Below are 22,934 nucleotides of genomic sequence, written 5' to 3' on the forward strand. Positions count from 1 at the left end.
TGATAATAAAGGAAATGATCATCGGTATTGTCAGGTTGTGTAATTTATTCATAATAATTCCCCCTATAATTAATACATTTCGAGATGAAACTAAAATTAATATGTGTCATGTGCCTTTCTATTTGCTTTTAAATAATAACATTACGCAATCAGTGCTATCACTATTAGCATCACACTTCTGAATCGGTAAAAACATGACCACGGTCAGTATGCTTCGGGAAAATATAATTAAAATGTGGTTTTTATTTTCGCACGCTTTTTTTATTTTCAATTCAATGTCACGGGGTTAATTATGACCGTTATTCCTATTCAGCCAAAACGTCCGGAAGCATCCGCGCGTCCCTATTATCAGCAGGATAACGCCGCCGTATTTAAAGCCATCAACAGCTCACCAGCGGGGTTGAGCAGCACCGACGCACAGCAACGACTGGACGCCGACGGGCCGAACGTGCTGCCGCAAAAGGCGGAAAAATCACTGCTGATGCGTTTTCTGGCGCATTTCAAAGATGTACTGATCTACATCTTGCTAGCTGCGGCGGTGATCACCGCGGTGATGGGCCATTGGGTGGATACCTTTGTGATTCTCGGCGTGGCGGTGATCAACGCCCTGATCGGCTTCATTCAGGAAAGCAACGCCGAAAAGTCGCTGAAAAGCATCCAGAACATGATGTCGAGCGATGCCATGGTGCTGCGCGATGGCCAGCAGATCACCGTCGCTACGCAGCATCTGGTGGTCGGCGATGTGGTAATGCTGCGCCCAGGCGATAAGATCCCGGCGGATTTGCGGCTATTCGAGGTGCACAATCTGCGCGTCGAAGAGGCGATTCTGACCGGCGAATCCACGGTGGTATCAAAGAACACCGTGGCACTTGAAGGTGAAAAAGGGCTCGGCGATCGCCTGAATCTGGCCTATTCCGGCACCACCGTCAGTTCAGGTACCGCGCTGGGCGTGGTGATCGCCACCGGCGGCGACACCGAGCTGGGCCACATCAATGCGATGATCTCCGCGATTGAAGAGGCGAAAACCCCGCTGCTGGTGCAGATCGACAAACTCGGAAAAGCCATCTTCGCCATCATCATGCTGATGATGGCGGCGCTGTTTGTGTTTGGTTATCTGCTGCGCGACATCGCGGTGACGGAGCTGCTGCTGTCGGTGATCAGCCTCGCGGTAGCGGCGGTGCCGGAAGGTTTACCGGCGATTATTTCGATCATTCTGTCGCTTGGCGTGCAGTCGATGGCACGCAATCACGCCATCATTCGCAAGCTGCCGACGGTCGAAACGCTCGGTGCGATGACGGTGATCTGCTCGGATAAAACCGGCACGCTGACCATGAACGAGATGACGGTGAAAGCGGTGGTGCTGGCGAACAGCCAGTGGCGCATCAGCGGCAACAGCTATGAACCCAAAGGCGAATTTACCCTTGAAGCGGGTCAACAGAGCGATGCGCTGATGCAGGGCTTCCTGCAGGTGGTGGATATCTGTAACGAAAGCCAGCTGCGTCAGGATGCCAACGGCAACTGGGGCATTGTGGGTGGCCCAACGGAAGGGGCGCTGAAAGTGCTGGCCGCCAAGGCGGGCATTCACAGTGACAAGGTGCAGATCCTGAGCAAGCTGCCGTTTGACTCGGCCTACAAATACATGGCGGTGAGCTGCCTGATTGATGGCAAACCGTGCCTGCTGATGACCGGCGCGCCCGATGTGTTGCTGTCGCTGTGTCAACAGCAGCAGGGCGCTACCGATGCGGAAGTGATTGATCGCGAATATTGGGAAGCGGCGATCACCACCTACGCCAGCGAAGGGTTGCGCACGGTTGCCGCCGCGTGGCGCTGGCTGCCGGAAGCGCAGCACCACATCGATCATGAGGATTTACGCAACGGCATGAAGATGCTGGGCCTGGCGTGCATGATGGATCCGCCGCGTCCGGAAGCCATCACCGCGATTCGCGACTGCCAGCAGGCAGGGATTCGCGTGAAGATGATCACCGGCGATCACCCGGAAACCGCGATGGCGATTGGCCAGATGCTGGGCATTGGTAACAGCGATTCTGCCATCACCGGTTACCAGCTAGAGCACATGGACGATGCCGAGTTGGGCGTGGCGGCGCGTGAATACGACATTTTTGCCCGTACCAGCCCCGAGCATAAGCTGCGTCTGGTGAAAGCGCTGGAGAGCAGCGGTGAGATCGTCGGCATGACCGGTGATGGCGTCAATGATGCGCCCGCGCTGAAGCAGGCCAACGTTGGTATCGCGATGGGCATCAAAGGCACCGAAGTGACCAAAGAGGCGGCGGATATGATCCTCGCCGACGACAACTTCGCCACCATCGCAGCTGCAGTGAAAGAGGGCCGACGCGTCTACGATAACCTGAAGAAAACCATTCTGTTTATCATGCCGACCAACCTCGCGCAGGGATTGCTGATCATCATTGCGATTCTGATGGGCAACCTGCTGCCGCTAACGCCGGTACAGATTCTGTGGATGAACATGGCGACCTCGGCAACGCTGTCGTTTGGTCTGGCATTTGAACCGGCAGAGCGCAACATCATGCGCCGCCCGCCGCGTAACGCACGCAGCCCGGTGATGGACGCTTACGCCATCTGGCGCGTGATCTTCGTCGGCCTGCTGATTTCGATTAGCGCCTTTGTGCTGGAAGCCTGGCTCCAGCCGCGCGGCTACACGCCGGAGTTCATCCGCACCGTGCTGCTGCAGATGCTGGTCACCGCGCAGTGGGTTTACATGCTGAACTGCCGCAACAGTAACGGATTCTCGCTGGATGCCGGCTTGCTGAAAAATCGTGGCATCTGGCTGGTCACCGTGGTGCTTATCGCGCTGCAGGCGATGATTATCTATGTTCCATTGATGAATACGCTGTTTGGCACCGCGCCATTGCCGTTCAAATACTGGCTGATTTCGCTGGCGGTGAGCGCCGGGATCTTTGTGCTGGTGGAGATAGAGAAGCGCCTGACACGCGGCTGGCGTCTGGCCCGTTAACGTATGTTGGCTGGCGCCATGCCAGCCAACCCTTTTTCATTCAGCGGAAGACGCTGATTCACGCTGCATCACCAGACTGAGCGCAGCGGGCAATACCGTCAGCGTCATCAGCGTTCCCACCAGCAATCCACCAATGATGGCGTAGGCCATCGGCCCCCAAAACACCTGATGTGAGATGGGAATCATACCTAAAATCGCGGCGCAGGCGGTGAGAAGAATCGGGCGGGCACGATGCTCAGCCGCTAGGCTTACCGCATCATTGCGCGACATGCCAGCACGCAGATTGCTATCGGCTTCCATGATCAGGATCACCGCGTTGCGGATGATCATGCCAGCCAGCGCAATCATACCGAGCAGGGCGACAAATCCCATCGGCGTGCCGCTGGGCAGCATCGCCAGAACAATGCCAGGCAGTCCAAAAGGCGCCATCGCCAATGCCAGCAACATGCGCGATACGCGTTGCAGCTGCACCATCAGCAGAATCAGCATGACAAACAACGTCACCGGCAAAACGGCAAACACTGAGCCGTTACCTTTATCCGATTCGGCAACCGGCCCTCTTCATCAAGGGTGTAACCCGGCGCTAATCCGGCACGCAGCTGCTGGACATCTGCGATGAGCTGCGCGGATGTGGTCTCCGCTTGCATGCCCGCCGCTACATCAGTTTGTACCACCACATAGGGAAAACCCTGGCGACGCCACATCACCGGATCCTGCAATCCCCACTGCAGTGTCGCAACCTGGCCGATGGCAATCTTCGCGCCTGACGCGGTGGTCAGTTTCAACGCAGCAAGGCTGGTTAAATCCAGCCGGTCAGCATCGTTGGCGCGCAACAGCACATCAACCAGCCGGTTATGATCTCTCACGGTAGTCACGCTTTGACCGGACCACACGCGGTTCAGCAGCTGCGCGATATCCTGTGAAGAGACGCCAGCCGCGCGGGCTGCGGTTTGGTTCACCGCAAAGGTGATGACGCGTTCCGGCTCGCCCGCTGTCAGGTTTACGCTGCGCGTTGCGCGGGATTGCCCGAGGATGCTGGCCAGCTTTTCCGCATACTGTTTCACCCGCTCGTAGTGCGGCCCGCTAATGCGATAGCGGATCGGCCAGCCAACCGGCGGCCCCAGTTCCAGCGGCGATACGCGCGTCACCACATCGCTGAAATCTCGTGCCAGCAGGCGATCGAGTTCAGCTTTCAACCGATCTCTAGCCGCCAGATTTTTGGCTACCACGACCAGCTGGGCGATGTTTTCATCATCGTTCAGCACGTCCATCGGCAGATAAAAACGCACGGCGCCGCTGCCGCTATACGAGGAGAAATGGTCGATATTGGTGTTGCCGCTGAGTTTCGCTTCGAGCTGTTCTACCACGCTTAAGGTGCGCGCCTGCGAGGCGTTCGCGGGCAGCGTGAGGCTGACCAGCAGCTCCGGGCGATCGGATGCCGGGAAAAACTCGCCCTGCAGATGGCTCATGCCCCAGATGGCGAGCAGCAGCGATGCGCCCGCCAGGCCGAGCGTCAAGCCCCGATGGCGCAAGACCTGTGAAACCAGACGGCGATAGAGGCGCAGCAACCAACCGGGCTCAGCGTGCGATTTACCTGGCCTTGATGCCAGGATCCAGCAGCCGGTCAGCGGAGAGAACAGCACCGCAACGACCCATGAACTGAGCAGCGAGATCAGCACCACCACAAACAGCGAGTAGCAATACTCCCCCGCGCCGGACGCGGCGAAGCCGACGGGAATGAAACCGGCAATCATCACCAGCGTGCCGGTGAGCATCGGAAATGCGGTGGTTTCAAAGGCTACTGTAGCGGCGCGCCAGCGGGAATCACCGGCTTCGAGTCGGGCGACCATGGTCTCCACCGCGATCATCGCATCATCCACCAACAACCCCAACGCGATGATCAGCGCGCCAAGGGAAATGCGTTGCAGCCCAATGTCCGCCAGCATCATGCCGGTAAAGGTCATCGCCAGCACCAGAGGAATCGCCGCCGCCACAACTAAACCGGCACGCAGCCCGAGCGAGACGAAAGAGACGGCCAGCACGATAAAGATGGCTTCACCGAGCACCCGCACAAATCCGCTGACCGCGTCGTTGACCACCCGCGACTGATCCGCCACTTTCGTTACCTCAATTCCGTGCGGCAGTTGGCTGGCAATCAGCGACATTTTGTCCGTTAACGCGTGGCCAAAATCCAGCATATTGCCGGTCGGCGCCATGGAGATCGCCAGCCCAATCGCTGGCTTACCGTTGACGCGATAGAGCGGCGTTGGCGGTTCCGCCGCCACACGCGTCAGCGTGACAATATCGGTCAGGGGAATGTAGCGATCATTGATGTGCAGCGTCACGGCGCGCAGGCTCTGTTCCGAGTTGAAGGCACCGCTGACGCGCAGCGCGATGTTATCGCTGTTGGTGCGAATGACGCCTGTGGGTGACAAGGCATTCTGCGCCTGCAAGGCATCGGTGACCTGTTGCAGGCTCAGGCCCATTCCCGCGAGCGTGCGCGGAGAGAAGCTCGCCACAATCTGCTGCTCCTGCACGCCGAGCAACGTAATTTTGCCGACATCCGGTACGCTCATCAGCCGATCGCGAATCGACTCAACGCGATCGCGCAGTTCACGCGTGCTAAATCCTTCCGCAGTAAAACCGTAAATCGTGCCAAAGGTATCGTCAAAATCATCATTGACCGCCGGTGCCGCAACGCCCGCAGGCAGCGCGGAGCTGACATCCTGCATTTTCTTGCGTACCTGATACCAGATGTCCTGCACTTTGCCGGGCGGCGTGCTGTCGCGCAGATTGACAAAGATAACGGTTTTACCGGGATGCGTTTCGCTCTGCACGTAATCCAGATAGGGCACTTCCTGCAGCTTTTTCTCCAGCGGTTCAGTCAGCAGTTGCACCGTATCGTCGAGATCGGCACCGGGCCACTGCGCGGAGACCACGGCGGTTTTGATGGTAAAGGCGGGATCTTCGTTGCGCGGCAGCGCCTGATAGCTGAGCACGCCAGCGCCAAGGATCATCAGCATCAGAAAAGCCATCAGCTGTTGATGAGCCAGCGCCCAGGCGGAAAGGTTGAATTTATCGCGAGCGGAAGGTTCACTCATGGCTGCTCATCTCCCCGCGCAACCGCTTCGCCATCGCGCAGTGTGCTGACGCCTGCCGTGACCACGCTTTCGCCTGCCGTGAGACCACTGGCGATATAGACTTCGCTGGCGGTGAAGCGGGAAATCACCACCGAGCGGCGTGTGACCTTGCCGCGCTGCGCATCCAGCACAAACACCGCCGGTTTGTCCGCCAGGCGCGTCAGCACGGATGCAGGAAGGATAAAGGTGCGGGGATCGCTCTCCGGTAGTGCCACGCTGACGCTGGCGCCCAACAGCATCGCTGGCGGTGGATCGTCTAGCGTTAATCGAACCCGCCAGGTCCGCGTTTGCGGGTCGGCCTGCGGGCTGATATCGCGCAGATGCGCCTGCGCGGCGATCGCCGGTGAAGAGAGCAGAGTTACGCGAAAGGCATCGCTGGGGAGCGAGGAAAATGCTGCCGGGAAAGGCACATCCAGAACCACATCCCGCCGCGCACCGCTTGCCAGTGACATCACCGTTTGACCGGTGCTCACGACCTGTCCGGCAGAGGCGCTGACGGCGGTGATCACGCCGCTAAAAGGAGCCGTCAGCTGCGTCCAGCGTAGATTTTCCTGCGCGCTGTTGAGTGCGGCTTCGCTGCTTTGCAGGTGCGCCGCAGCGGATTGCCAATCGGATTGCGCGCTGTCGAGCTGCGCCCGTGCAATCGCACCGGAAGGCATCAACTGTTTCATACGATGTAGATTCAGCGCCGCAACGCGTTCAGCTGCCCGCGCGCTGTCGGTGTCCGCCATCGCGCTGCGTAACGCATTGGCGGTAGTGCTGCTCTCTAACGTTGCCAGCACCTGACCGGCGTCAACACGATCGCCCACTTCGGCAGGGCGCGTCAGAATCCGCCCATCCAGCCTGAAACCCAATGATGTTTCGTCGTGGGCATTAATATCGCCGGTCATCTGCACCTGTTGCCCTTGCAGGGCGGGCTTCACGGTGATGAATTTTACCGGTCGGGGAGGCGCGGGTGGTAAGGGATCGCGTGGCCCGCAGGCAGTCAGCGACAAGGCGATGACCACCATGCAGGGCAACAATGGCAGTAACGTTATCAGGCGTTGTGCATCGATAAGATGGTCGGCGGCCTGTTTGACCAGGCCGGTGAAAGAGTCAGTCATGGCGCCACTCCGTACAAGGATTTGGCGCCATTAAAACGGCGAACTGTCGAGATTCGTTGTACGGCGAGTCAAGATCCTGTCAAGAGCGCTTAAAACGGTGCCGGACTGACGTCCGGCAGGAAAATCGCCAGGCTGAGGCCGCCCTCTTTGGGTAGTTTGGCGCTGATCCTGCCGCCATGCGCCGCGCAGATGGCGCGGGCGATCGACAAGCCCAGCCCGCTGCCGCCTGAGTGGCGCGCGCGCGAGGATTCACCGCGCGTGAAACGTTCAAACATCTCGGGCAGAAATTCAGGCGCCACGCCGGGGCCATCATCCCTGAATTCGATGCTGCAACCTCCCGGCACTGCGCGGGCAATAATTTGCAACTGTCCCGCAGGCTTGCCATAGCGCAACGCATTTTCAATTAACACGCTAAACACCTGACCCAGGCGGAAGGGATCGGCGCGGCAGGTGAGCGTGCTGTCTGCTGCCACACTGATGATCATGCCGCTGGCTTCGGCTTGCGGTCGCACCCAGGCCACGCGCTCCCGCGCCAGTTCTCCGGGGTTGATCTCATGCAGATCCAACTTGAGTTGTCCGGCGTCGGCCAGCGACAGCAGGTGGAGCTCATCGATCAGTCGGCTCATGTGGCGCAGCTGTTTCATGATCATCTCCATCTGCTGCGGTTCGGGCTGAAACACGCCATCCAGCAGACCTTGTAACCGGCCAATGGCGGCCGTCAGCGGCGAACGGAGTTCGTGTGCCAGCGCCACGTGCGAGGCGCGCAGTTCACGATCGTAGAGCGCCAGCTGCTGGCTCATGCGATTAAAGTCGTGTGCGAAGTGCAACAACTCCGCCGGCGCGCTTTTTACAATGGTGGCGGCGGAACCAAACTGCCCTTCGGATACCCGATCAGCGGTTTTTTTCAGGTGGCTAAACTGCAACGCCAGCGGGCGGGCGTTGCGCAGAACGGTGAAGGCAACAAACGGCGTAATGATGAAAATCAGGATGATCACCATCAGCCAGTCAGCGGCACCCACCGAAGGATCGGAGTAGCGCACGCCCCAGCGTTCATCAACGATCTCGTGGAAGCGCGGCAGATTGGTTTGCGGATGCGCACGCAGCGTCAGAAATTCCTGGCGCATCGCCGGCGGCATATGGTGGATGATCCACAGGTTTTGCAGCGCAAAGCGCAGGAACATAATCCCGGCGACGGCAATCACCGTGACGATGGCCAGCGTCAAAATACGCACGCAGATCCAGCGCCATAGCGTTTGAGGAGGTGACTTTTTCATGGCTGTCTGAACCTGTAACCCACGCCGCGCACGTTGAGTAATATCTCGGATAAACCGGCGTTTTCGAGCTTCTTACGCAGGTTGTAAACGTGGGTGTCGATCACCCTTTCCAGCGCCTCGCTTTCAGGCATACAGGTTTCGATCAGATAGTGACGGCTGAGTGCGCGCACCGGCGCTCGCATCAGGGTCACCAGCAGGGAAAATTCGGTTGGCGTGAGTTCAACGCGTGTTGGCTGTTGCTCTGGCTGCGCGACCATTGCAGTCATCGCGGCGGTATTAACCTCAAGCGCCTGCCAGCGCAGCACTTCATCCTCCGCAACGGCCGCCCGGCTGCGGCGCAGCACCGCCTGCACGCGCGCCACCACTTCGCCCGGATGATAGGGTTTCACGACGTAGTCATCCGCGCCTAAGCGCAGCGCGCCGATTCTGTCGGGCGTGTCGGTCATCGCGGTAATCATAATCACCGGCGTGTCCGCGCGGCGTCGCACGGCAGCCAGCACCTCGGTGCCGTTCATGCCGGGCAACATGATGTCGAGCAGAATGAGATCGGGTTTCCACTTCTCAACGCGCTCAAGTCCGCTATGCCCATCGCCGGCAATCTCCACGGCGTATCCTTCACGTAGCAGATAGGCTTCCAGCACGTCTGCCGCGTCTGCATCATCCTCAATAACCAATACTCGTCTGTTGTTCATGGCTCACCTTGACAGTTTCTTCATAAATCCCTGGCACGTTATTGACAATGCTTCGGGATACTCCAATCCGTGACGCAACGCCCGGGCAAGGGGCTAAAAACAGATGGGTAACTGAGGTGACACGATGATAACGAGAAAAAAGGCGCTGTACAGTGGCTGTTTGTTACTGGTCAGTATCAGTACCAGCAGCCGCGCTGATGACAGCGCAGCGCAGGATGGCGTGATGATTGGTGTGGGCGCGCAGACCACGCCGACATACAGCGGCGCGGACAAGCAACGCTGGCAAGCGGTGCCGATGTTGCAGGCCAGAAAAGGTGCCTTTTTCGTCGATTCGCAAAAGGGGGTCGGCTACGATTTGCAAAGCGACAGCGGCCTGTATCTGGAGCATTCGCTGGGATATGGCCTGGGCAGGGCAGACAAGGATTCCGACTGGCGCGACGGTTCTGACAAGCTGCGTGGCATGGGCACGATCAATGCCACACTCAACACCGCTATTGCGGCCGGTTGGGCGGTCTCGCCGTGGCTGGTCCTCGAAGCGAAAGCCGTGCTGCCGCTGACAGACAGTCAGGGCGTGAATTATCGCACCTCGGTAACGTTAATTCCGCTGCAAAGCCAGCAGGATAGCCTTTCCTTGCAGACGTCCGCGCTATTTGGGGATGCGCGTTACATGCAAACCTGGTACGGCGTCAGTGCGCGTCAAAGCGTGAAAAGTGGCTATGCGACTTACTCACCAGCAGCGGGATTTTATGGGGTGGAAACCGACCTGACATGGAGTCATCAGTTTACCCAGCACTGGGGCGGCGCGTTAAGTGCGGGCTACACGTGGCTGGACGATCACGCGGCGGACAGTCCCATTGTGTTCAGGCAGAATCAGCTGACCGCAACAGCGGCGGTGACCTATACGTTTTGAGATTTGAATGGCGTTTAAGCCCGCACCGCTGTAAGGAAATCCACAACAGCGGGCGGCTTGAGTGAGAAAGATTATTAATGCGGAACTTCAGAGATCTCTTTCACGTCACTTTTATTGATTTGCTGCTTCACGCCATTGGCATCGACGTAACCCAGCAGGCCGGTTTCAGCATCCTGTGGTTTGCCATCGGTGACGATGGTGCGTCCATCATTGGTGTGGATAGCGTACGAGGTACGCGTGCATCCGGTTAAAGCGGACAGGGCAATAAGCGCAGTAATAGAAAGCAAAATTGATTTTTTCATTAGTCTCTCCAGGCTGTTAAAAGGATATTAATTATCCAGTTCGCTCATGTTGGTAATCTTGTCGCGATTGATCTGCTCAGTTTTACCGGTTTGCGCATCCTTGTAAGAAACAAGGCCCGTGTCACTGTCGATTTGCGGCTTACCAGACGTCACAATCGTGCGTCCGTCGGTGGTCTTAATCGCCTGATTTGAAGAGCAAGCGGTCAATGTCATTGCCATAAAAGTGCCAAGAAATGCCGTTGCCAGTACTGTTTTTTTCATCGTGATGAGTTCCTTTCAGTGGAATAAGTTTTAACTACCTAAATAGCTTAGAACATTTTCCCGAAACAGCCAGAAACCCGGCGCATCTGCGCTGTTTAACCCTACTCAGATGGCGGTTCATGCCGCGCGCTTAGCGGATCTCATTCACATACATAAAATGTTCGGTACTAAAACGGTGATGCGCCAAAATTACCGGCAGTGCACTTTGATCAAACGACACTTCATCAATCACCATCACGGCGTGCGGCAAACTCAGTTCTAGCAGCGCCGCATCCTCTTCATTTGCCAGCGTGGCGGTAATTTGTTCACGCACGGCGGCGACGCGCAGGTCGTAGCGCTCAAACAAATAGCGATAAAGCAGCGGCGGTAACTGATCGGCTGCTGGGAAATCGGCCAAACGCGCCGAAGGCAGCACCAGCGTTTCATGCATCGCGGCGATGCCCTTCACGCGACGCAAACGCTTCAGCCGGATCACTTCATCGCCCTGACCAATTTGCAGTTTCTCTGCTTCGTCGGCGCTGGCAAGACTCAGTTGATAATCCAGTAATCGGGTATCGGATTGCAGCAATCCGCCGGTTTTATCGTGCAGGCGAAAATACTGGAAAAAGTGGCTGAGATTGTGCAGCGGCGCCCAGCCGGTTACCACGGTCCCGGTTTTGCGACGTCGCATCAGCATGCCTTCCGTGGTCAGCGCCGCCAGCGCTTTGCGCACGGTGCCCACCGACACACCAAACTTCGCCGCCAGGCTATTTTCACTCGGCAAAATCGTGCCCGCGGGCAGTTCACCTTGCAGGATCGATTCGCTGATATGGCGCTTGACCACTTCATACAGCGGCGCACCTTCACCTTCGCTGAGTCTGGCGAAAGGTTGAGCGTGGTTCGCGTCATAGTTTTTTTGCATGTTTCCGATTACCGATTGACCTCAGTCGTTGAATTGCATTATCTATAAACTATATAGAAATACAACAGACGATAATCCTATGATGCAAAATCCACGCTTTAACAACGCATTAGCGATGATTGCTCATGACGGCGCGCAAATGACGGATGACCTTAAACAGATGCTGGAGGTGGATACCTGCTTCCCGCCAGGCAACGGTTATGGCGCATTTGCTGACCTGATGACGCACTTGTTAGCACCGCTGGATTTTCACTTTGCGCGCGTCTCCGTGCCGGAACATTTATGGCAGGCACCGGACGGCAGCGCGTACGGTGAACGCGTCAATTTGCTGGCATCGCTTGATGCTGGTGCCGCTGAAAACTGCAATCTTTATTTCCATACCGATACCGTGCCCGCCGGCGATGGCTGGCGTTTTCCAGCGCTCACGCTGACCGCAGCAGATGGCAAGCTGTTTGGGCGTGGCGCTGCAGACATGAAAGGCACCATCGTTGCCGCGATGGCGGCAGTGCGCGCGGCACAGGCGGCGGTCATCCCGCTGCGTTTTAATCCGGTATTTCTGCTGTGTAGCGATGAAGAGGGCGGCTTGTATCCCGGCATTCGTTATCTGGCGGAACAACAGCTTTTCTCCGGTCACCTGCTCAGCTTCAACGGCGGCGCGGTGCCGCGCATCTGGGCCGGTTGCTTTGGCAGCATCGATCTCAAAGTGATTATCACCGGACGTTCGGCGCACTCCGGCGATCCGGTTAACGGCATTAATGCTATTGAAGCGGCGCTGCCAATGATGAACGCGCTTTATCGGCTGAAGCTCGAGGTGGAACAACGCACCTCGGCGATGCCTTCTCCGCCGCACTATCACGGCAAACCGTTGACGTCACTGTTAACGCTGGCCGCTGCGCAGGGCGGCAGCAAAGGATCAACCATTCCAGAACGGTTTGAGCTGCTGATTAACCGCCGCTACGCGCCGGAAGAGCGCTTTGACGCGGTGTGGCAGGAGCTGACGCACTGTGTGGAAAGTGCGATGCGCGACAGCACCGCGCTCGACGTCACGCTGCAAATGATTGGCCATCTGGCGCCGGTCGCTAATCCGGACGGTCCGCACTGGCCGCGCTGGCAGGCGGCGCTGAGTCAGGGTTTTGGCTTCCAACCCAGCGAGTTCAAACCCTGGGGATCGTCCACCAGTTCCGATATGGGCTGGGTCCAGCAAGCCGGGATTCAGGAGATTTTACTCGGCGGCCTCGCCCGTCCTGACAACCGCATTCATGCCGCCGATGAGTACACCACGCTGGCAGATATGATCGCACTTTCGCAGTCCATTCTGGCGTATCTCGCCGATGATTTTCAGCCAACCCAGGGTAATTAACTAATCACGAGGAAGAGAAGATGTGCGCAATGAAAGGGTTAAACCGCAGACAGTTTATCGCCAGTTCTACCGCTCTGACGGGCGCAGCGATGCTGCCCTGGTCGTTCTCGGCCCATGCCGCACAGGTGGCGAGCGCCACGCCGGGCGGCACGGCGCGTAAAGGCGGTGTGCTGCGCATCAGCGTTGATCAAGCCGTCGGCGTGTTAAATCCACATCAGGTGCGCGTCAACCCGGAATATCTGGTGGCGGAACTGCTGTACAGCGGTTTAACGCGTCTGACGCAGGAGATGAAAGCCGAAGCCGATTTGGCGCAATCCTGGCAGGCCAGCGCCGATCTTAAACAGTGGACGTTTACCCTGCGCCCGAACCTGAAGTTCAGCGACGGTTCCGCGCTGACTTCCGCCGATGTGGTCGCCAGCCTGCAGGCGCTGCTCGATCCGAAAAATGCCTCGCCAGCACTGCATAACATTGGGCCGATTAACGCCGTCAGCGCGCCAGATACCAACACGGTTTTGATTGAAACCGATGCGCCTTACGCCGATTTGCCGGTGATGCTGGCTTATCCGGATGCGAAAATCATCCCCGCCAGTATCGCGCAAGGCCAGTATGACAAGCTGAGCAAAGCCTCGTTAGGTGCCGGCCCTTTCCAACTGGTCTCCTACGATCCAGAACGCAAAATTGTGGTGAAGCGCAATCCGCATTACTACGATCCGGCGCGTCCCTATCTGGATGGCGTAGAAGTGATGGTCTATCCCGATGGCATCGCGGAGAGTTCCGCGCTGATCTCCGGTGACACCGATCTGATGCTGAGCGCGCAGTCGAGCGAGTTCGCGCGCCTGTCCAAATCTTCCGGCGTGCTGCCGCTGCGCGTGGCCTCCGGCCAGTTCCTCAATGTGAACATGGGCTGCGACCAAAAACCGTTTAACGATGTGCGGGTACGTCAGGCGCTGGCACTGTGCGTTGATCGTCAGGCGTCGGTGGATTTCGTGGCGGATAGCCTGGGTTCACCGGGCAACGACACGCCGATTAACGGCGCGTATCCGTTCTTCGCCAACCTGGCGAAAAAAGCGGTGGATTACAGCAAAGCCAAAGCGCTGCTGGCGGAGGCCGGTTATCCCAACGGGATCGATTTAACACTTATCGCCTCCGACAAACCGGCCACCCGCACGCAGCTGGGCATCGCCCTGCGCGAGATGGCGAAACAGGGCGGTTTCCGCATCAACGTGCAGACCATGGCGCACAGCACCTATCTCGATCAGGTGTGGAAGAAGGGCAACTTCTACGTTGGCTTCTACAACATGCAGCCGACGCCAGACGCGGTGTTCTCGCTGCTCTACACCTCAACCGCATCGTGGAATGAAACGCGCTGGAACAACGCGGAGTTTGATAAAGCGGTAAGTGCGGCGCGTGAAACCCGTGATGAAGCACAGCGCACCACGCTGTATGGCAAAGCGCAGCAGCTGATGCATGACGAAGTGCCATCGGTGATCCCGACCTTCTTCGATCTGCTCGCCGCCAGCCGCGATTATGTCGGCGGATATCATCTGCATCCGCGCGGTGCGGTATTCCGTCTTGACCATGTCTGGTTAACCGACAAAGCGCCGAAGCGCGCAGCGTAAGGAGCGAACGTGACAGCAAGTTATCTGCTCAAACGCCTTCTGCTGATGGTTTACACCTTGTTAGTGGTGTCGCTGCTGGTTTTTGGCATCACGCAACTGCTACCGGCCGATGCGGCTGTCACCTTGCTGGGACAAAACGCCACGCCGGAAGCGCTAGCGGCGGTGCGTGAACGTCTGGGGCTGGATGCCCCAGCATGGCAGCAATATTGGCATTGGCTGACGCAGGCGCTGCAGGGCAACTTTGGCGTATCGATGCGCAATGGTCTTGAAGTGGCGCCGACGCTGCTGACGGCATTATCACGCTCGCTGCTGCTGGCGGTGTGCGCCTTAATTCTGATGCTGATCATCGCGATTCCCCTCGGCATCTGGGCGGCGGTGCGCCGTGGCAAAACCGCCGATGTGCTGGTGAGTGTCATCTCCTATATCGGCATCTCCTTCCCGGAGTTCGTCACCGCCACGCTGGTGCTGCTGCTGTTTGCTGATGTCTGGCAGATTTTGCCCGCCACCGGCTATGTGCCGCTCAGTGAGAACGTCGTCAGCGGGATCCAGCACCTGATTCTACCTTCGGTGACCGTGGCGCTGATTCTGGTGGCGCACGTCTCGCGCATGGTGCGCTCAGAAATGGTTGATGTGTTGCATACCGATTACATCCGCGCCGCGTGGTTGAAAGGCTTATCGCGTCGCCGCATTCTCTGGCGACATGCGCTGCGTAACGGCTTGTTGCCGACCATCACCATTGTGGCGCTGGATGTTGGTTACCTGCTGGGCGGCATTGTGGTGGTGGAGGAGATCTTCGCCATTCCCGGCATTGGCCGCGAACTGATTGTCGCCGTGCAGGCGCGCGATCTGCCCACCATTCAGGCTGGCGTGATGATTCTCGCCGCGACCTATTCAGTGGTGAACTTCCTGGCTGATTTGGCCTATGTCACTCTCGATAAGCGGATCTCCTATGCCTGATATGTTGAAACGTTTGCTGCGTTCACCGCAGGGTGCCGCTGGCGTGCTGATTATCTTGCTGGCGCTGCTGATGGTGGTGGGCGGTGCGCACGTCGCGCCTTTTGATCCTGAATCGATCTCCATCCTGACGCGCTATAAGCCGCCCAGCGCGGAACACTGGTTTGGTACCGATCAGATGGGCCGCGACATCTTCAGCCGCGTGCTGGTGGGCGCACGCTCAACCATTCTACTGTCGCTACTGGCGACCGCGCTGGCGATGGTAATCGGTTCGGTGCTCGGTACCGCCAGCGCCTATCTGGGCGGCAAATTTGATGAGTTCATGATGCGCACCATGGATGCGGTGATGGCGATTCCCAGCCTGCTGTTTGCGTTGCTGATTGTCAGCACGCTTGGGCAGAGCAGCATGAACGCGGTGCTGGCGATCACTATCGCCTTTGTGCCGGGCATGGTGCGCATCTCGCGCAGCGTGGCATTGGCCGCCCGCCAGCAGGATTACATCAACGCCGCCATCGCGCGCGGCGAAGCCGGGCACTACATCATTCTGCGAGAAATGCTGCCGAATATTCTGGCGCCGATCATCGTGGAAGCCACCATTCGCGTTGCCTTCGCCATCATGCTGTTTGCCACCCTGAGTTTTCTGGGGTTGGGCGCGCAGCCGCCAGAGCCAGAATGGGGATTGATGGTCTCCGAAGCGCGCGCTTACTTCTTTAATGCGCCGTGGATGATGATGATTCCGGGCCTCGCCATCGCGCTGGTCGCCATTGGTTTTAATTTACTGGGTGACGGGCTGCGTGATGTGCTCAACCCAAGGAGCCACTGATGAGTGACAAGCTGACACCGGTGCTGTCGCTGGAAAATTACAGCCTCGATTACGCGATAGCCAAAGGACATGCGCTACCGGTACTGCGTGACATCAACCTGCAGGTGATGCCCGGCGAAGTGATGGGGCTGGTGGGCGAATCGGGTTCCGGCAAAACCACGCTCGGCTGGGCGATCATGCGCTGGCTGGCGGGCAATGCGCGCGAGTTGCAGGGCGATATTCGTCTCAACGGCGAGAGCTTGCTGACTTTACCCGCGGCCAAACTGACAGCGCTGCGCGGTGCCAAACTCGGCATGATTTTTCAGGATCCCAGCGCCTCGCTCAATCCCACGCTGACATTAGGTGAGCAGGTCACCGAAGTGTTACGCCGCCATCGCGGTTTATCGGCGCGTGAAGCGCAGGAGATGGGCGAATCGCTGCTGCGTGACGTTGAACTTAAAAATCCGGCGCGCATGATGCGCCGCTATCCGCATCAGGTGTCGGGTGGCGAGAAGCAGCGCATCCTGATCGCCACCGCGTTTGCCTGCCAGCCGGACTGCATGATTTTTGATGAGCCAACCACCGCGCTGGATGTGATCAGTTCGGCGCAAATCCTCGATCTGTACGAGCGTTTGCGCGAAGAGACCGGCGTTGCGTCGCTCTACATCTCGCACGATCTGGCGTTGGTGGCCAAAGTGGCCAATCGCGTCTGTGTGCTGGAACAGGGACGCATTGTCGAACAGGCCGACACGCGCAGCCTGTTTAGCGCGCCGCAAAACGCCTATACGCGCAAGCTGATTGAGGCGGTACCCAATCCGCAGCACCGGCTGGTGCAGGACGCGCCCGGCAACCAACCGTTACTCGGCCTAAAGCAGCTGACCATCGACTACGGCAAACAAGGTCTTCTTGATCGTCTGCTGAAGCGTGAAGCCAATACCACGCGCGCCGCCAATGCGGTTGCGCTCACCGTTCATCAGGGAGAAATTCTCGGCGTGGTTGGTGAATCGGGTTCCGGCAAATCCTCGCTCGGTAAAGCCATTACCGGCCTGGTGCCGTTCAGCGGCGAGCTCGACTTTTGTGGCTACGCGCTGCATGGCCGGGCGCAAATGGATAAAGAGTATCGCCGCCGCGTGCAGATGATTTTCCAGCATCCAGATGCCTCGCTGAATCCGCGCATGACCATTGGCGAAATCATCGCACGGCCACTGCGGTTGTATGGTGTACCCGCAGGTGAAACCGAAGCGCAGGCGGTCGCGCGCCTGCTGCAGGAAGTGCGTTTGCCGGCGGAGTTTGCGCAGCGTTATCCGCATGCCCTGTCCGGCGGGCAGAAGCAGCGCGTTGCTATCGCCCGTGCGTTTGCCAATCCGCCGGATTTGGTGATTTGTGACGAGATCACCGCCGCGCTCGACGTCTCGGTGCAGGCCACCATTATCGAGCTGCTGCTGGAACTGCGCCGCCGCTACGGCACCGCGTATCTGTTTATTACCCACGATCTCAACCTGATTCGCCAAATCGCCCATCGTGTCGCCGTGATGTATCGCGGTGACGTGGTGGAAGTGCTGCCCGGCGACAACATGACGGCGCTGGCGCAACATCCTTATACCCGTGCACTGCTTGATGCGGTGCATATTCCCGACTTATCCAAGTCCGTTGCATGACGAGAGAAACATGAAGCCTGAACAGTTGATTCATCATATCGATCGCGATTTTTGCCTCTCATTCCTGGCGAAAATGGTGCAGCACAAAAGCTACAGCGCCACCGATGGCGAGCGTGAATTGGCGAAATACATGGCCGCGCAGATGGCGCAGCTGGGCCTGGAAACCGAACTGCAGAACGTGCCCGGCGACAGGCTGAATGCCATCGGACGATTGGCAGGCAGCGGCGGCGGCAAAAGCCTGCTGTTCAACGGACATCTGGATACCAATCCAGTCACCGAAGGCTGGACTGTCGATCCCTGGGAAGGAAAAATCGACGAACAGTTTATCTACGGTATCGGCGTTTCGAACATGAAAGCGGGTGATGCTGCCTATTTTTGCGCGTTGAAAACGCTGATTGATGCTGGTGTGAAGCTGAAAGGCGATGTGATTCTGACCTACGTGGTGGGCGAGTTGCAGGGCGGCATTGGTACGCTGGCGGCGATTGAGCAAGGTGTGCGCGCCGACTACTTCATCAATGCCGAACCCACCGATCTGCAAGCGCTGACCATGCACGCCGGTTCGCTGATGTTTACTATTGAGCTCACTGGCGATACGCGGCATCTGTCAAAACGTGAAGAAGCGGTGGATGCGATCAGCGCCGCCGTCGAGCTGATCCCGCAGATTAACGGCATGACCTTTAGCGGCGCGAAAACCGCTGAGCATCGCAAGATTAATCGTGGTCATATCGGTACCGTGCATGGCGCGTTAGGCCGCGATCTGGAAGAGTGGCGACCGCCGCAGGTGGCTGACTTTGTGCGCTTAAAAGGCTCGGCACGTTTCGCGCCAGGACAAACGGTGGAAGGTGTGCTCGCCGATCTGCAGGCGCTGCTGAACACCTTATGCCAACGCTATCCGGGCCTGAAAGCTGAACTTTATGATGATGGCATCCGTGATAAACCCACCATGTTACCGTTCGAAGTGTCACCGGAATCCGCCATCGTCAAAGCGGTGAATCGCGGCTGGAAAACCGTGCGCGGCACCGAACAGCCCACCGGCGTGATCACGCCTCCGGCGTTCTTCGGCACCGATGCGGCACATCTCTATCAGCATGCGGGCATGGAAGGGATCGTCTGTGGGCCAGGCGGCAAATACAACACCATGCCGGATGAGCGCGTAGAAATCAGTGAATTCCTCGATATGGTGCGCATCTATCTGCTGGCCATTCTGGAGATTTGCCAGCCGGTTGAGGCCGCGTAATGCAGGTTTAAGCGCTTATGCGTCTGCGTGCTGCCGCTATGGAAACGCGCGATACATCGCGTAATGCTTGTAAGTTAAGCCAACGACGAGTGCGCAGGCCGGGGCCACTTTTGGTCCGGCGGTCCTCGCGCCGCTAGAGCGGTACCTTCACTTCGCTCGTTTGCCTGACGGACCGGCGGAGACGGGACTTCATTGTCCCGTCTCCGCCTTTCGCCCGCGTCCTGCGGGCTCTCCTGGCATCCTCGCTTCGTTCAGCGCTGCGGATTGCCGGTCCAAAAGCGTCCCCGGCCTGCTCGGAAGCTTCAGTGAGTGCTGCTAAAAAGGGCTCATTTGCCGCAGCAGATGTGGCAGCGCCCGCACCAGATTAAAAGCAAAATGCTTGCTTAACTGACAAGCATTACGCGATACATCGCGACGCTACGGTATGTGCGGTTATTAATTTGAGAGCTAATCGGATTTAGCATGACGCAGACGTTTAACTGATTGATTAAGCATTCACCTGCAATACCACGTAGCAATGAATTGCCTGTGTATTCAGGTGCGCATTCCGGTGTTAGTGAATCATTAATTTAAATAACTACCGCAACTGACTATCCTTACTTCCACGGCGGTTATAACCGCTGATCGCCGCCTGTTTTTTATCGATCTTGCTCTGGCAATTCACGCAGTAACGCACGCCAGCCAGTGCCGCGCGACGCGCTTCCGGGATCGGTTCGCCGCACTCGTCGCAAAATTCAGCACTTTCACCGTGCCCAAGATTTTCACGAGCGCGGGCCACCGCATCATCTACCGTGGCATCAATTTGTTTGTGTACCGCACCGTCTTCTGACCAACCGCCAGCCATACTTCACCTCCGCAAATACTCATGCTCTGAGTATAAGACATGACGTGATTTGTGCCGGGCAGCTCAAATTTTCACGCGTATTTAACATGGTTGACACATCATCGCGCGCCATCCTAGACTGCGGCTTGTTCCAAGGGGTGCTCTGTTAAGGGGCTGAGATTCTACCGGCTGGCGTGTATGCGCGGGCAACGTAGTGACCCTCCGAACCTGATCCGGCTAATACCGGCGTAGGGATGCGGAACCGCAGGGCGATATTGCGCCCTGATTCCCTCTTTGTGCTTTGTAGCGGACAGTTCGCGCTCTTCAGGCGTTGCCTGAGAGTCTCTGCGCAATCGCAAAGGTGGCGACGCACATGAACGAAATACACATCATCCAGGCTCTGCTGACATTTCTGCAGCGCGAAGATAGCTCAGACGACGATTTCAACCAGCTGGCCCTCGAAATCTTCGCTTATCAGTTCGCACACAATTCCCCTTATCGACGCTTCGCCACCCAGCGCGGACGCACGCCGCTGACGGTGAAAAACTGGCGCAACATTCCCGCCATCCCGATTAATGCCTTCAAAGATCTGACGCTCAGCTGCCGTCCCACCGAACAAATTGCCGAAATCTTCATGACCAGCGGCACCACCGGCACGGTAAAAGGGCGCAGTTACCATCCGACGCTGGAGGTGTGGAAAAAATCGATGCTGCTAAACTTCCGCCGTCGCTTTATGGCGGGCCGCGAACGCATCCGTATGGGCATTTTGTTCCCGGATACCGTGGCGATGCCGAACTCCTCGCTGGCGACCTATCTTGACCTGGCAATGAAGGAGTGTGGCACGCCAAACAGCGAAGTAATGGTGGGCGAACATGGCCTCGAAACCAGTCGTCTGTTCACTGCGCTGGAACAGGCCGAAGCGGGCGGCGAACCCTACGCGTTGCTGGGCGCCAGTTACAGCTTTGTGCCTCTGCTGGATGACATGCAGCGCCAAAAACGCCGCTTCGCGCTGCCGGCAGGCAGTCGCATTCTTGATACCGGCGGTTTCAAAGGCCAGTCGCGCGAGATGGGCGCGGAAGAATTCTACGCTTCGCTCTCTCATGCCTTCGGCATTCCGCGTTCCCACTGCATCAACATGTACGGCATGACGGAAATCAGCACGCAGTTTTACGACGCGGGCAATGAGCGCTGCCCGCCGGTGAAATCCGGGCCGCACTGGATCCGCACGCGCGTGGTCAATCCGCTTACCGGTGATGATGTGCCGGACGGCGAAGTTGGCGTGCTGGCGCATCACGATCTGGCGCATTTCAACTCGGTGTCCGCTTTGTTAACGGAAGATGCAGGCGTGATGGTGCCCGGTGGATTCCATCTGCTGGGACGCGCGACCGGCGCTGACGCCAGAGGCTGTTCGCTGACCATGGAAGCGTTTCTCGCCAGCGCGCAGGCACAGTCGTGAAAGAAATTGCCGGACATCTGCCGGGCCTCTCCGCTGACGAAGTGCATTGGCACACGCTGAGTTTCAATCATCGTGGCGAAAGCCTCGAGGTTTGCGTTCCGCAACTTGATGACGCGCAGATAAAGGCGCTCGCAGCGCGCATCCGCACCAACGCCCGCGCTTATCTCCAGCAGCTGAGCGTGGCGCAGATCATGGGCATCATTGATGAAGCGGTGGCGCGACTGCTCGATCGTCATCATCCACTGCGCATCAAGGCCGAAAAGCTGCTGCCCATCGTCACCGGTTACGATGCCGAGATGGTGCGGCTTGGCCTTACCGGCTATCTGAAAACCTTTCGTCAACCGCAGCTGAAGCGCTTTCTGGCGGAGGATTTCGCCGATGCGCAGATGCTCGACGATTTCCAGCCGCGCCCCAAAGGCGGCTTTGCGCGCGCATTTGGCCCGCAATTGTTAATGCATATCTGGGCGGGCAACGTGCCGGGCTTACCGCTGTGGAGTTTGATTTGCGGTCTGCTGGTTAAGGCGGGCACCATCGGTAAACTGCCAGGCAATGAGCCGCTGATGGCAAGCTGGTTCGCGCAGTTGCTGGCGCAGATCGATCCTAAACTGGGCGAATGTATCGCGGTGGTGTGGTGGAAAGGCGGCGATGCGCAAACCGAACTAACGTGGCTGCGTCAGCCCGATGCGCTGGTGGCTTATGGCGGAAATTCAACGCTGGCGGCGATCCAACAGCGTTTGCCGGTTACCACGCGCTTTCTGCCGCACGGCCACAAAATCAGCTTCGGAATAGTGGCGCGTTCGGCGCTGAATGCAAGACAGGGCGCGGAGCTGGCGCGTCGTGTGGCGTATGACGTGATGCGTTACGACCAGGCCGGTTGTTACTCGCCGCAAATGCTGTTTGTCGAGCGCGGCGGCAAGGTGTCGCCGGATGAGTTCGCCAGCTATATCGCCCATGAACTCGCCGCGCTGGCGCACAAACATCCGCGCCGTCCGCTGGCGAGCGAAGAGATCAACAGCATTGCCGCGTGGCGTAATGGCGAGGAGATTCGCGCGCTGGGCGGCGATCGTACGCTTTACGGCGAGGCGGCAGACGATTGGGCAGTGGTGAGCGTTGATCATGCGGAGCCTTTATCGCCGGCGGCATTGGGCCGTACGTTGAAAGTGGTGTGCGTGGATGCGCTGGAGGAAGTGGTCGATTTGGTGGCGCCGCAGCGGCATTTTCTGCAAACCGCAGGCGTGGCGGCCGCGCCGCAGGCGTTGTTCGGCATTTCGGCTCTGCTCGGGCAAGTGGGCGTTACGCGCATCGCGGCGTTCGGCAATATGACCTCGCCGGAAGCGGGCTGGCATCACGATGGACGTTTTAGTTTGCTCGATCTGGTGACCATCACGGAGATCGAGCAGGGCGCAGAAGCGACCGCCGAGCGTTACGCACCGTATGCGGAGTGACGCGA

17 protein-coding genes, 1 pseudogene and 1 riboswitch are annotated in these 22,934 nt (G+C 58.1%); of the genes and pseudogenes, 10 read left to right on the plus strand and 8 right to left on the minus strand.

The features are described from left to right. Window positions 1–292 precede the first annotated feature (292 nt). A complete protein-coding gene (locus DEU53_RS11345) occupies window positions 293–2,992 on the plus strand; it encodes a cation-transporting P-type ATPase (RefSeq protein ID WP_110867126.1) in 2,700 nt (899 codons plus the stop codon). A 36-nt stretch (window positions 2,993–3,028) separates the two neighbouring features. Here the strand turns inward: DEU53_RS11345 and DEU53_RS11350 are convergent. The 4 genes and pseudogenes from DEU53_RS11350 to DEU53_RS11365 form a co-directional block, all read right to left on the minus strand. Beyond that, window positions 3,029–6,093: pseudogene (locus DEU53_RS11350) on the minus strand (efflux RND transporter permease subunit). Next, the gene (locus DEU53_RS11355) at window positions 6,090–7,235 is read right to left on the minus strand and encodes an efflux RND transporter periplasmic adaptor subunit (RefSeq protein ID WP_110867127.1); all 1,146 of its coding nucleotides are present in this window, start codon (window positions 7,233–7,235) and stop codon (window positions 6,090–6,092) included. The pseudogene DEU53_RS11350 and the gene DEU53_RS11355 overlap by 4 nt, the downstream one beginning before the upstream one ends. An 89-nt stretch (window positions 7,236–7,324) precedes the next feature. Continuing rightward, window positions 7,325–8,509 carry a cell wall metabolism sensor histidine kinase WalK gene (locus DEU53_RS11360; protein ID WP_110867128.1) on the minus strand — a complete coding sequence of 395 codons (1,185 nt, stop codon included), beginning with the start codon at window positions 8,507–8,509 and terminating at the stop codon, window positions 7,325–7,327. Then, window positions 8,506–9,201: a response regulator transcription factor gene (locus DEU53_RS11365; RefSeq protein WP_101761262.1), complete on the minus strand. Its 696-nt coding sequence runs from the start codon at window positions 9,199–9,201 to the stop codon at window positions 8,506–8,508. The genes DEU53_RS11360 and DEU53_RS11365 overlap by 4 nt, the downstream gene beginning before the upstream one ends. Before the next feature lie 124 nt (window positions 9,202–9,325). Between DEU53_RS11365 and DEU53_RS11370 the strand changes: the two genes are divergently transcribed. Further along, window positions 9,326–10,111, plus strand: coding sequence for a MipA/OmpV family protein (locus tag DEU53_RS11370; RefSeq protein ID WP_110867129.1), 786 nt, complete (start codon window positions 9,326–9,328; stop codon window positions 10,109–10,111). 74 nt (window positions 10,112–10,185) lie between these two features. Here DEU53_RS11370 and DEU53_RS11375 read toward each other — a convergent pair whose 3' ends face one another. From DEU53_RS11375 to DEU53_RS11385, 3 genes are all read right to left on the minus strand, one after another. Beyond that, a complete protein-coding gene (locus DEU53_RS11375; RefSeq protein WP_101761264.1) occupies window positions 10,186–10,413 on the minus strand; it encodes a YgdI/YgdR family lipoprotein in 228 nt (75 codons plus the stop codon). A gap of 27 nt (window positions 10,414–10,440) precedes the next feature. Then, window positions 10,441–10,674 carry a YgdI/YgdR family lipoprotein gene (locus tag DEU53_RS11380; protein ID WP_007885913.1) on the minus strand — a complete coding sequence of 78 codons (234 nt, stop codon included), beginning with the start codon at window positions 10,672–10,674 and terminating at the stop codon, window positions 10,441–10,443. A 130-nt stretch (window positions 10,675–10,804) separates the two neighbouring features. Then, a complete protein-coding gene (locus tag DEU53_RS11385) occupies window positions 10,805–11,575 on the minus strand; it encodes a GntR family transcriptional regulator (protein WP_110867130.1) in 771 nt (256 codons plus the stop codon). 79 nt (window positions 11,576–11,654) lie between these two features. Between DEU53_RS11385 and DEU53_RS11390 the strand changes: the two genes are divergently transcribed. The 6 genes from DEU53_RS11390 to DEU53_RS11415 are packed head-to-tail and all read left to right on the plus strand — an operon-like array spanning window position 11,655 to window position 19,205. Then, complete coding sequence (locus DEU53_RS11390; RefSeq protein ID WP_110867131.1) at window positions 11,655–12,935, plus strand: M20 family metallopeptidase; 1,281 nt, start codon at window positions 11,655–11,657, stop codon at window positions 12,933–12,935. 20 nt (window positions 12,936–12,955) lie between these two features. Beyond that, complete coding sequence (locus tag DEU53_RS11395) at window positions 12,956–14,554, plus strand: ABC transporter substrate-binding protein (protein ID WP_110867132.1); 1,599 nt, start codon at window positions 12,956–12,958, stop codon at window positions 14,552–14,554. Window positions 14,555–14,563: 9 nt separating this feature from the next. After that, complete coding sequence (locus tag DEU53_RS11400) at window positions 14,564–15,511, plus strand: ABC transporter permease (RefSeq protein WP_110867133.1); 948 nt, start codon at window positions 14,564–14,566, stop codon at window positions 15,509–15,511. Beyond that, window positions 15,504–16,331 (plus strand): ABC transporter permease, encoded by an 828-nt coding sequence (locus tag DEU53_RS11405; RefSeq protein WP_101761269.1) that lies wholly within the window; start codon window positions 15,504–15,506, stop codon window positions 16,329–16,331. Before DEU53_RS11400 ends, DEU53_RS11405 begins: the two co-directional genes overlap by 8 nt. Further along, window positions 16,331–17,968, plus strand: a complete 1,638-nt coding sequence (locus DEU53_RS11410) for an ABC transporter ATP-binding protein (protein WP_110867134.1) — start codon at window positions 16,331–16,333, stop codon at window positions 17,966–17,968. Before DEU53_RS11405 ends, DEU53_RS11410 begins: the two co-directional genes overlap by 1 nt. Window positions 17,969–17,978: 10 nt before the next feature. Further along, complete coding sequence (locus tag DEU53_RS11415; RefSeq protein WP_110867135.1) at window positions 17,979–19,205, plus strand: M20 family metallopeptidase; 1,227 nt, start codon at window positions 17,979–17,981, stop codon at window positions 19,203–19,205. Window positions 19,206–19,782: 577 nt separating this feature from the next. Here the strand turns inward: DEU53_RS11415 and DEU53_RS11425 are convergent. After that, window positions 19,783–20,049 carry a DksA/TraR family C4-type zinc finger protein gene (locus tag DEU53_RS11425; RefSeq protein ID WP_008110643.1) on the minus strand — a complete coding sequence of 89 codons (267 nt, stop codon included), beginning with the start codon at window positions 20,047–20,049 and terminating at the stop codon, window positions 19,783–19,785. Between the two features lie 123 nt (window positions 20,050–20,172). Continuing rightward, a riboswitch (TPP riboswitch) is annotated at window positions 20,173–20,300 on the plus strand. A gap of 101 nt (window positions 20,301–20,401) precedes the next feature. Between DEU53_RS11425 and DEU53_RS11430 the strand changes: the two genes are divergently transcribed. Both DEU53_RS11430 and DEU53_RS11435 read left to right on the plus strand, forming a co-directional pair. After that, entirely contained in the window at window positions 20,402–21,484 is a 1,083-nt protein-coding gene (locus DEU53_RS11430) for a long-chain fatty acid--CoA ligase (protein ID WP_110867136.1), read from the plus strand. Then, on the plus strand, window positions 21,481–22,929 hold the full coding sequence (locus tag DEU53_RS11435; protein ID WP_110867137.1) for an acyl-CoA reductase: 1,449 nt from the start codon (window positions 21,481–21,483) through the stop codon (window positions 22,927–22,929). Before DEU53_RS11430 ends, DEU53_RS11435 begins: the two co-directional genes overlap by 4 nt. Window positions 22,930–22,934: the final 5 nt, after the last annotated feature.

The organism is Pantoea sp. AG1095, from assembly GCF_003208415.1.
Taxonomy (GTDB): domain Bacteria; phylum Pseudomonadota; class Gammaproteobacteria; order Enterobacterales; family Enterobacteriaceae; genus Pantoea; species Pantoea leporis.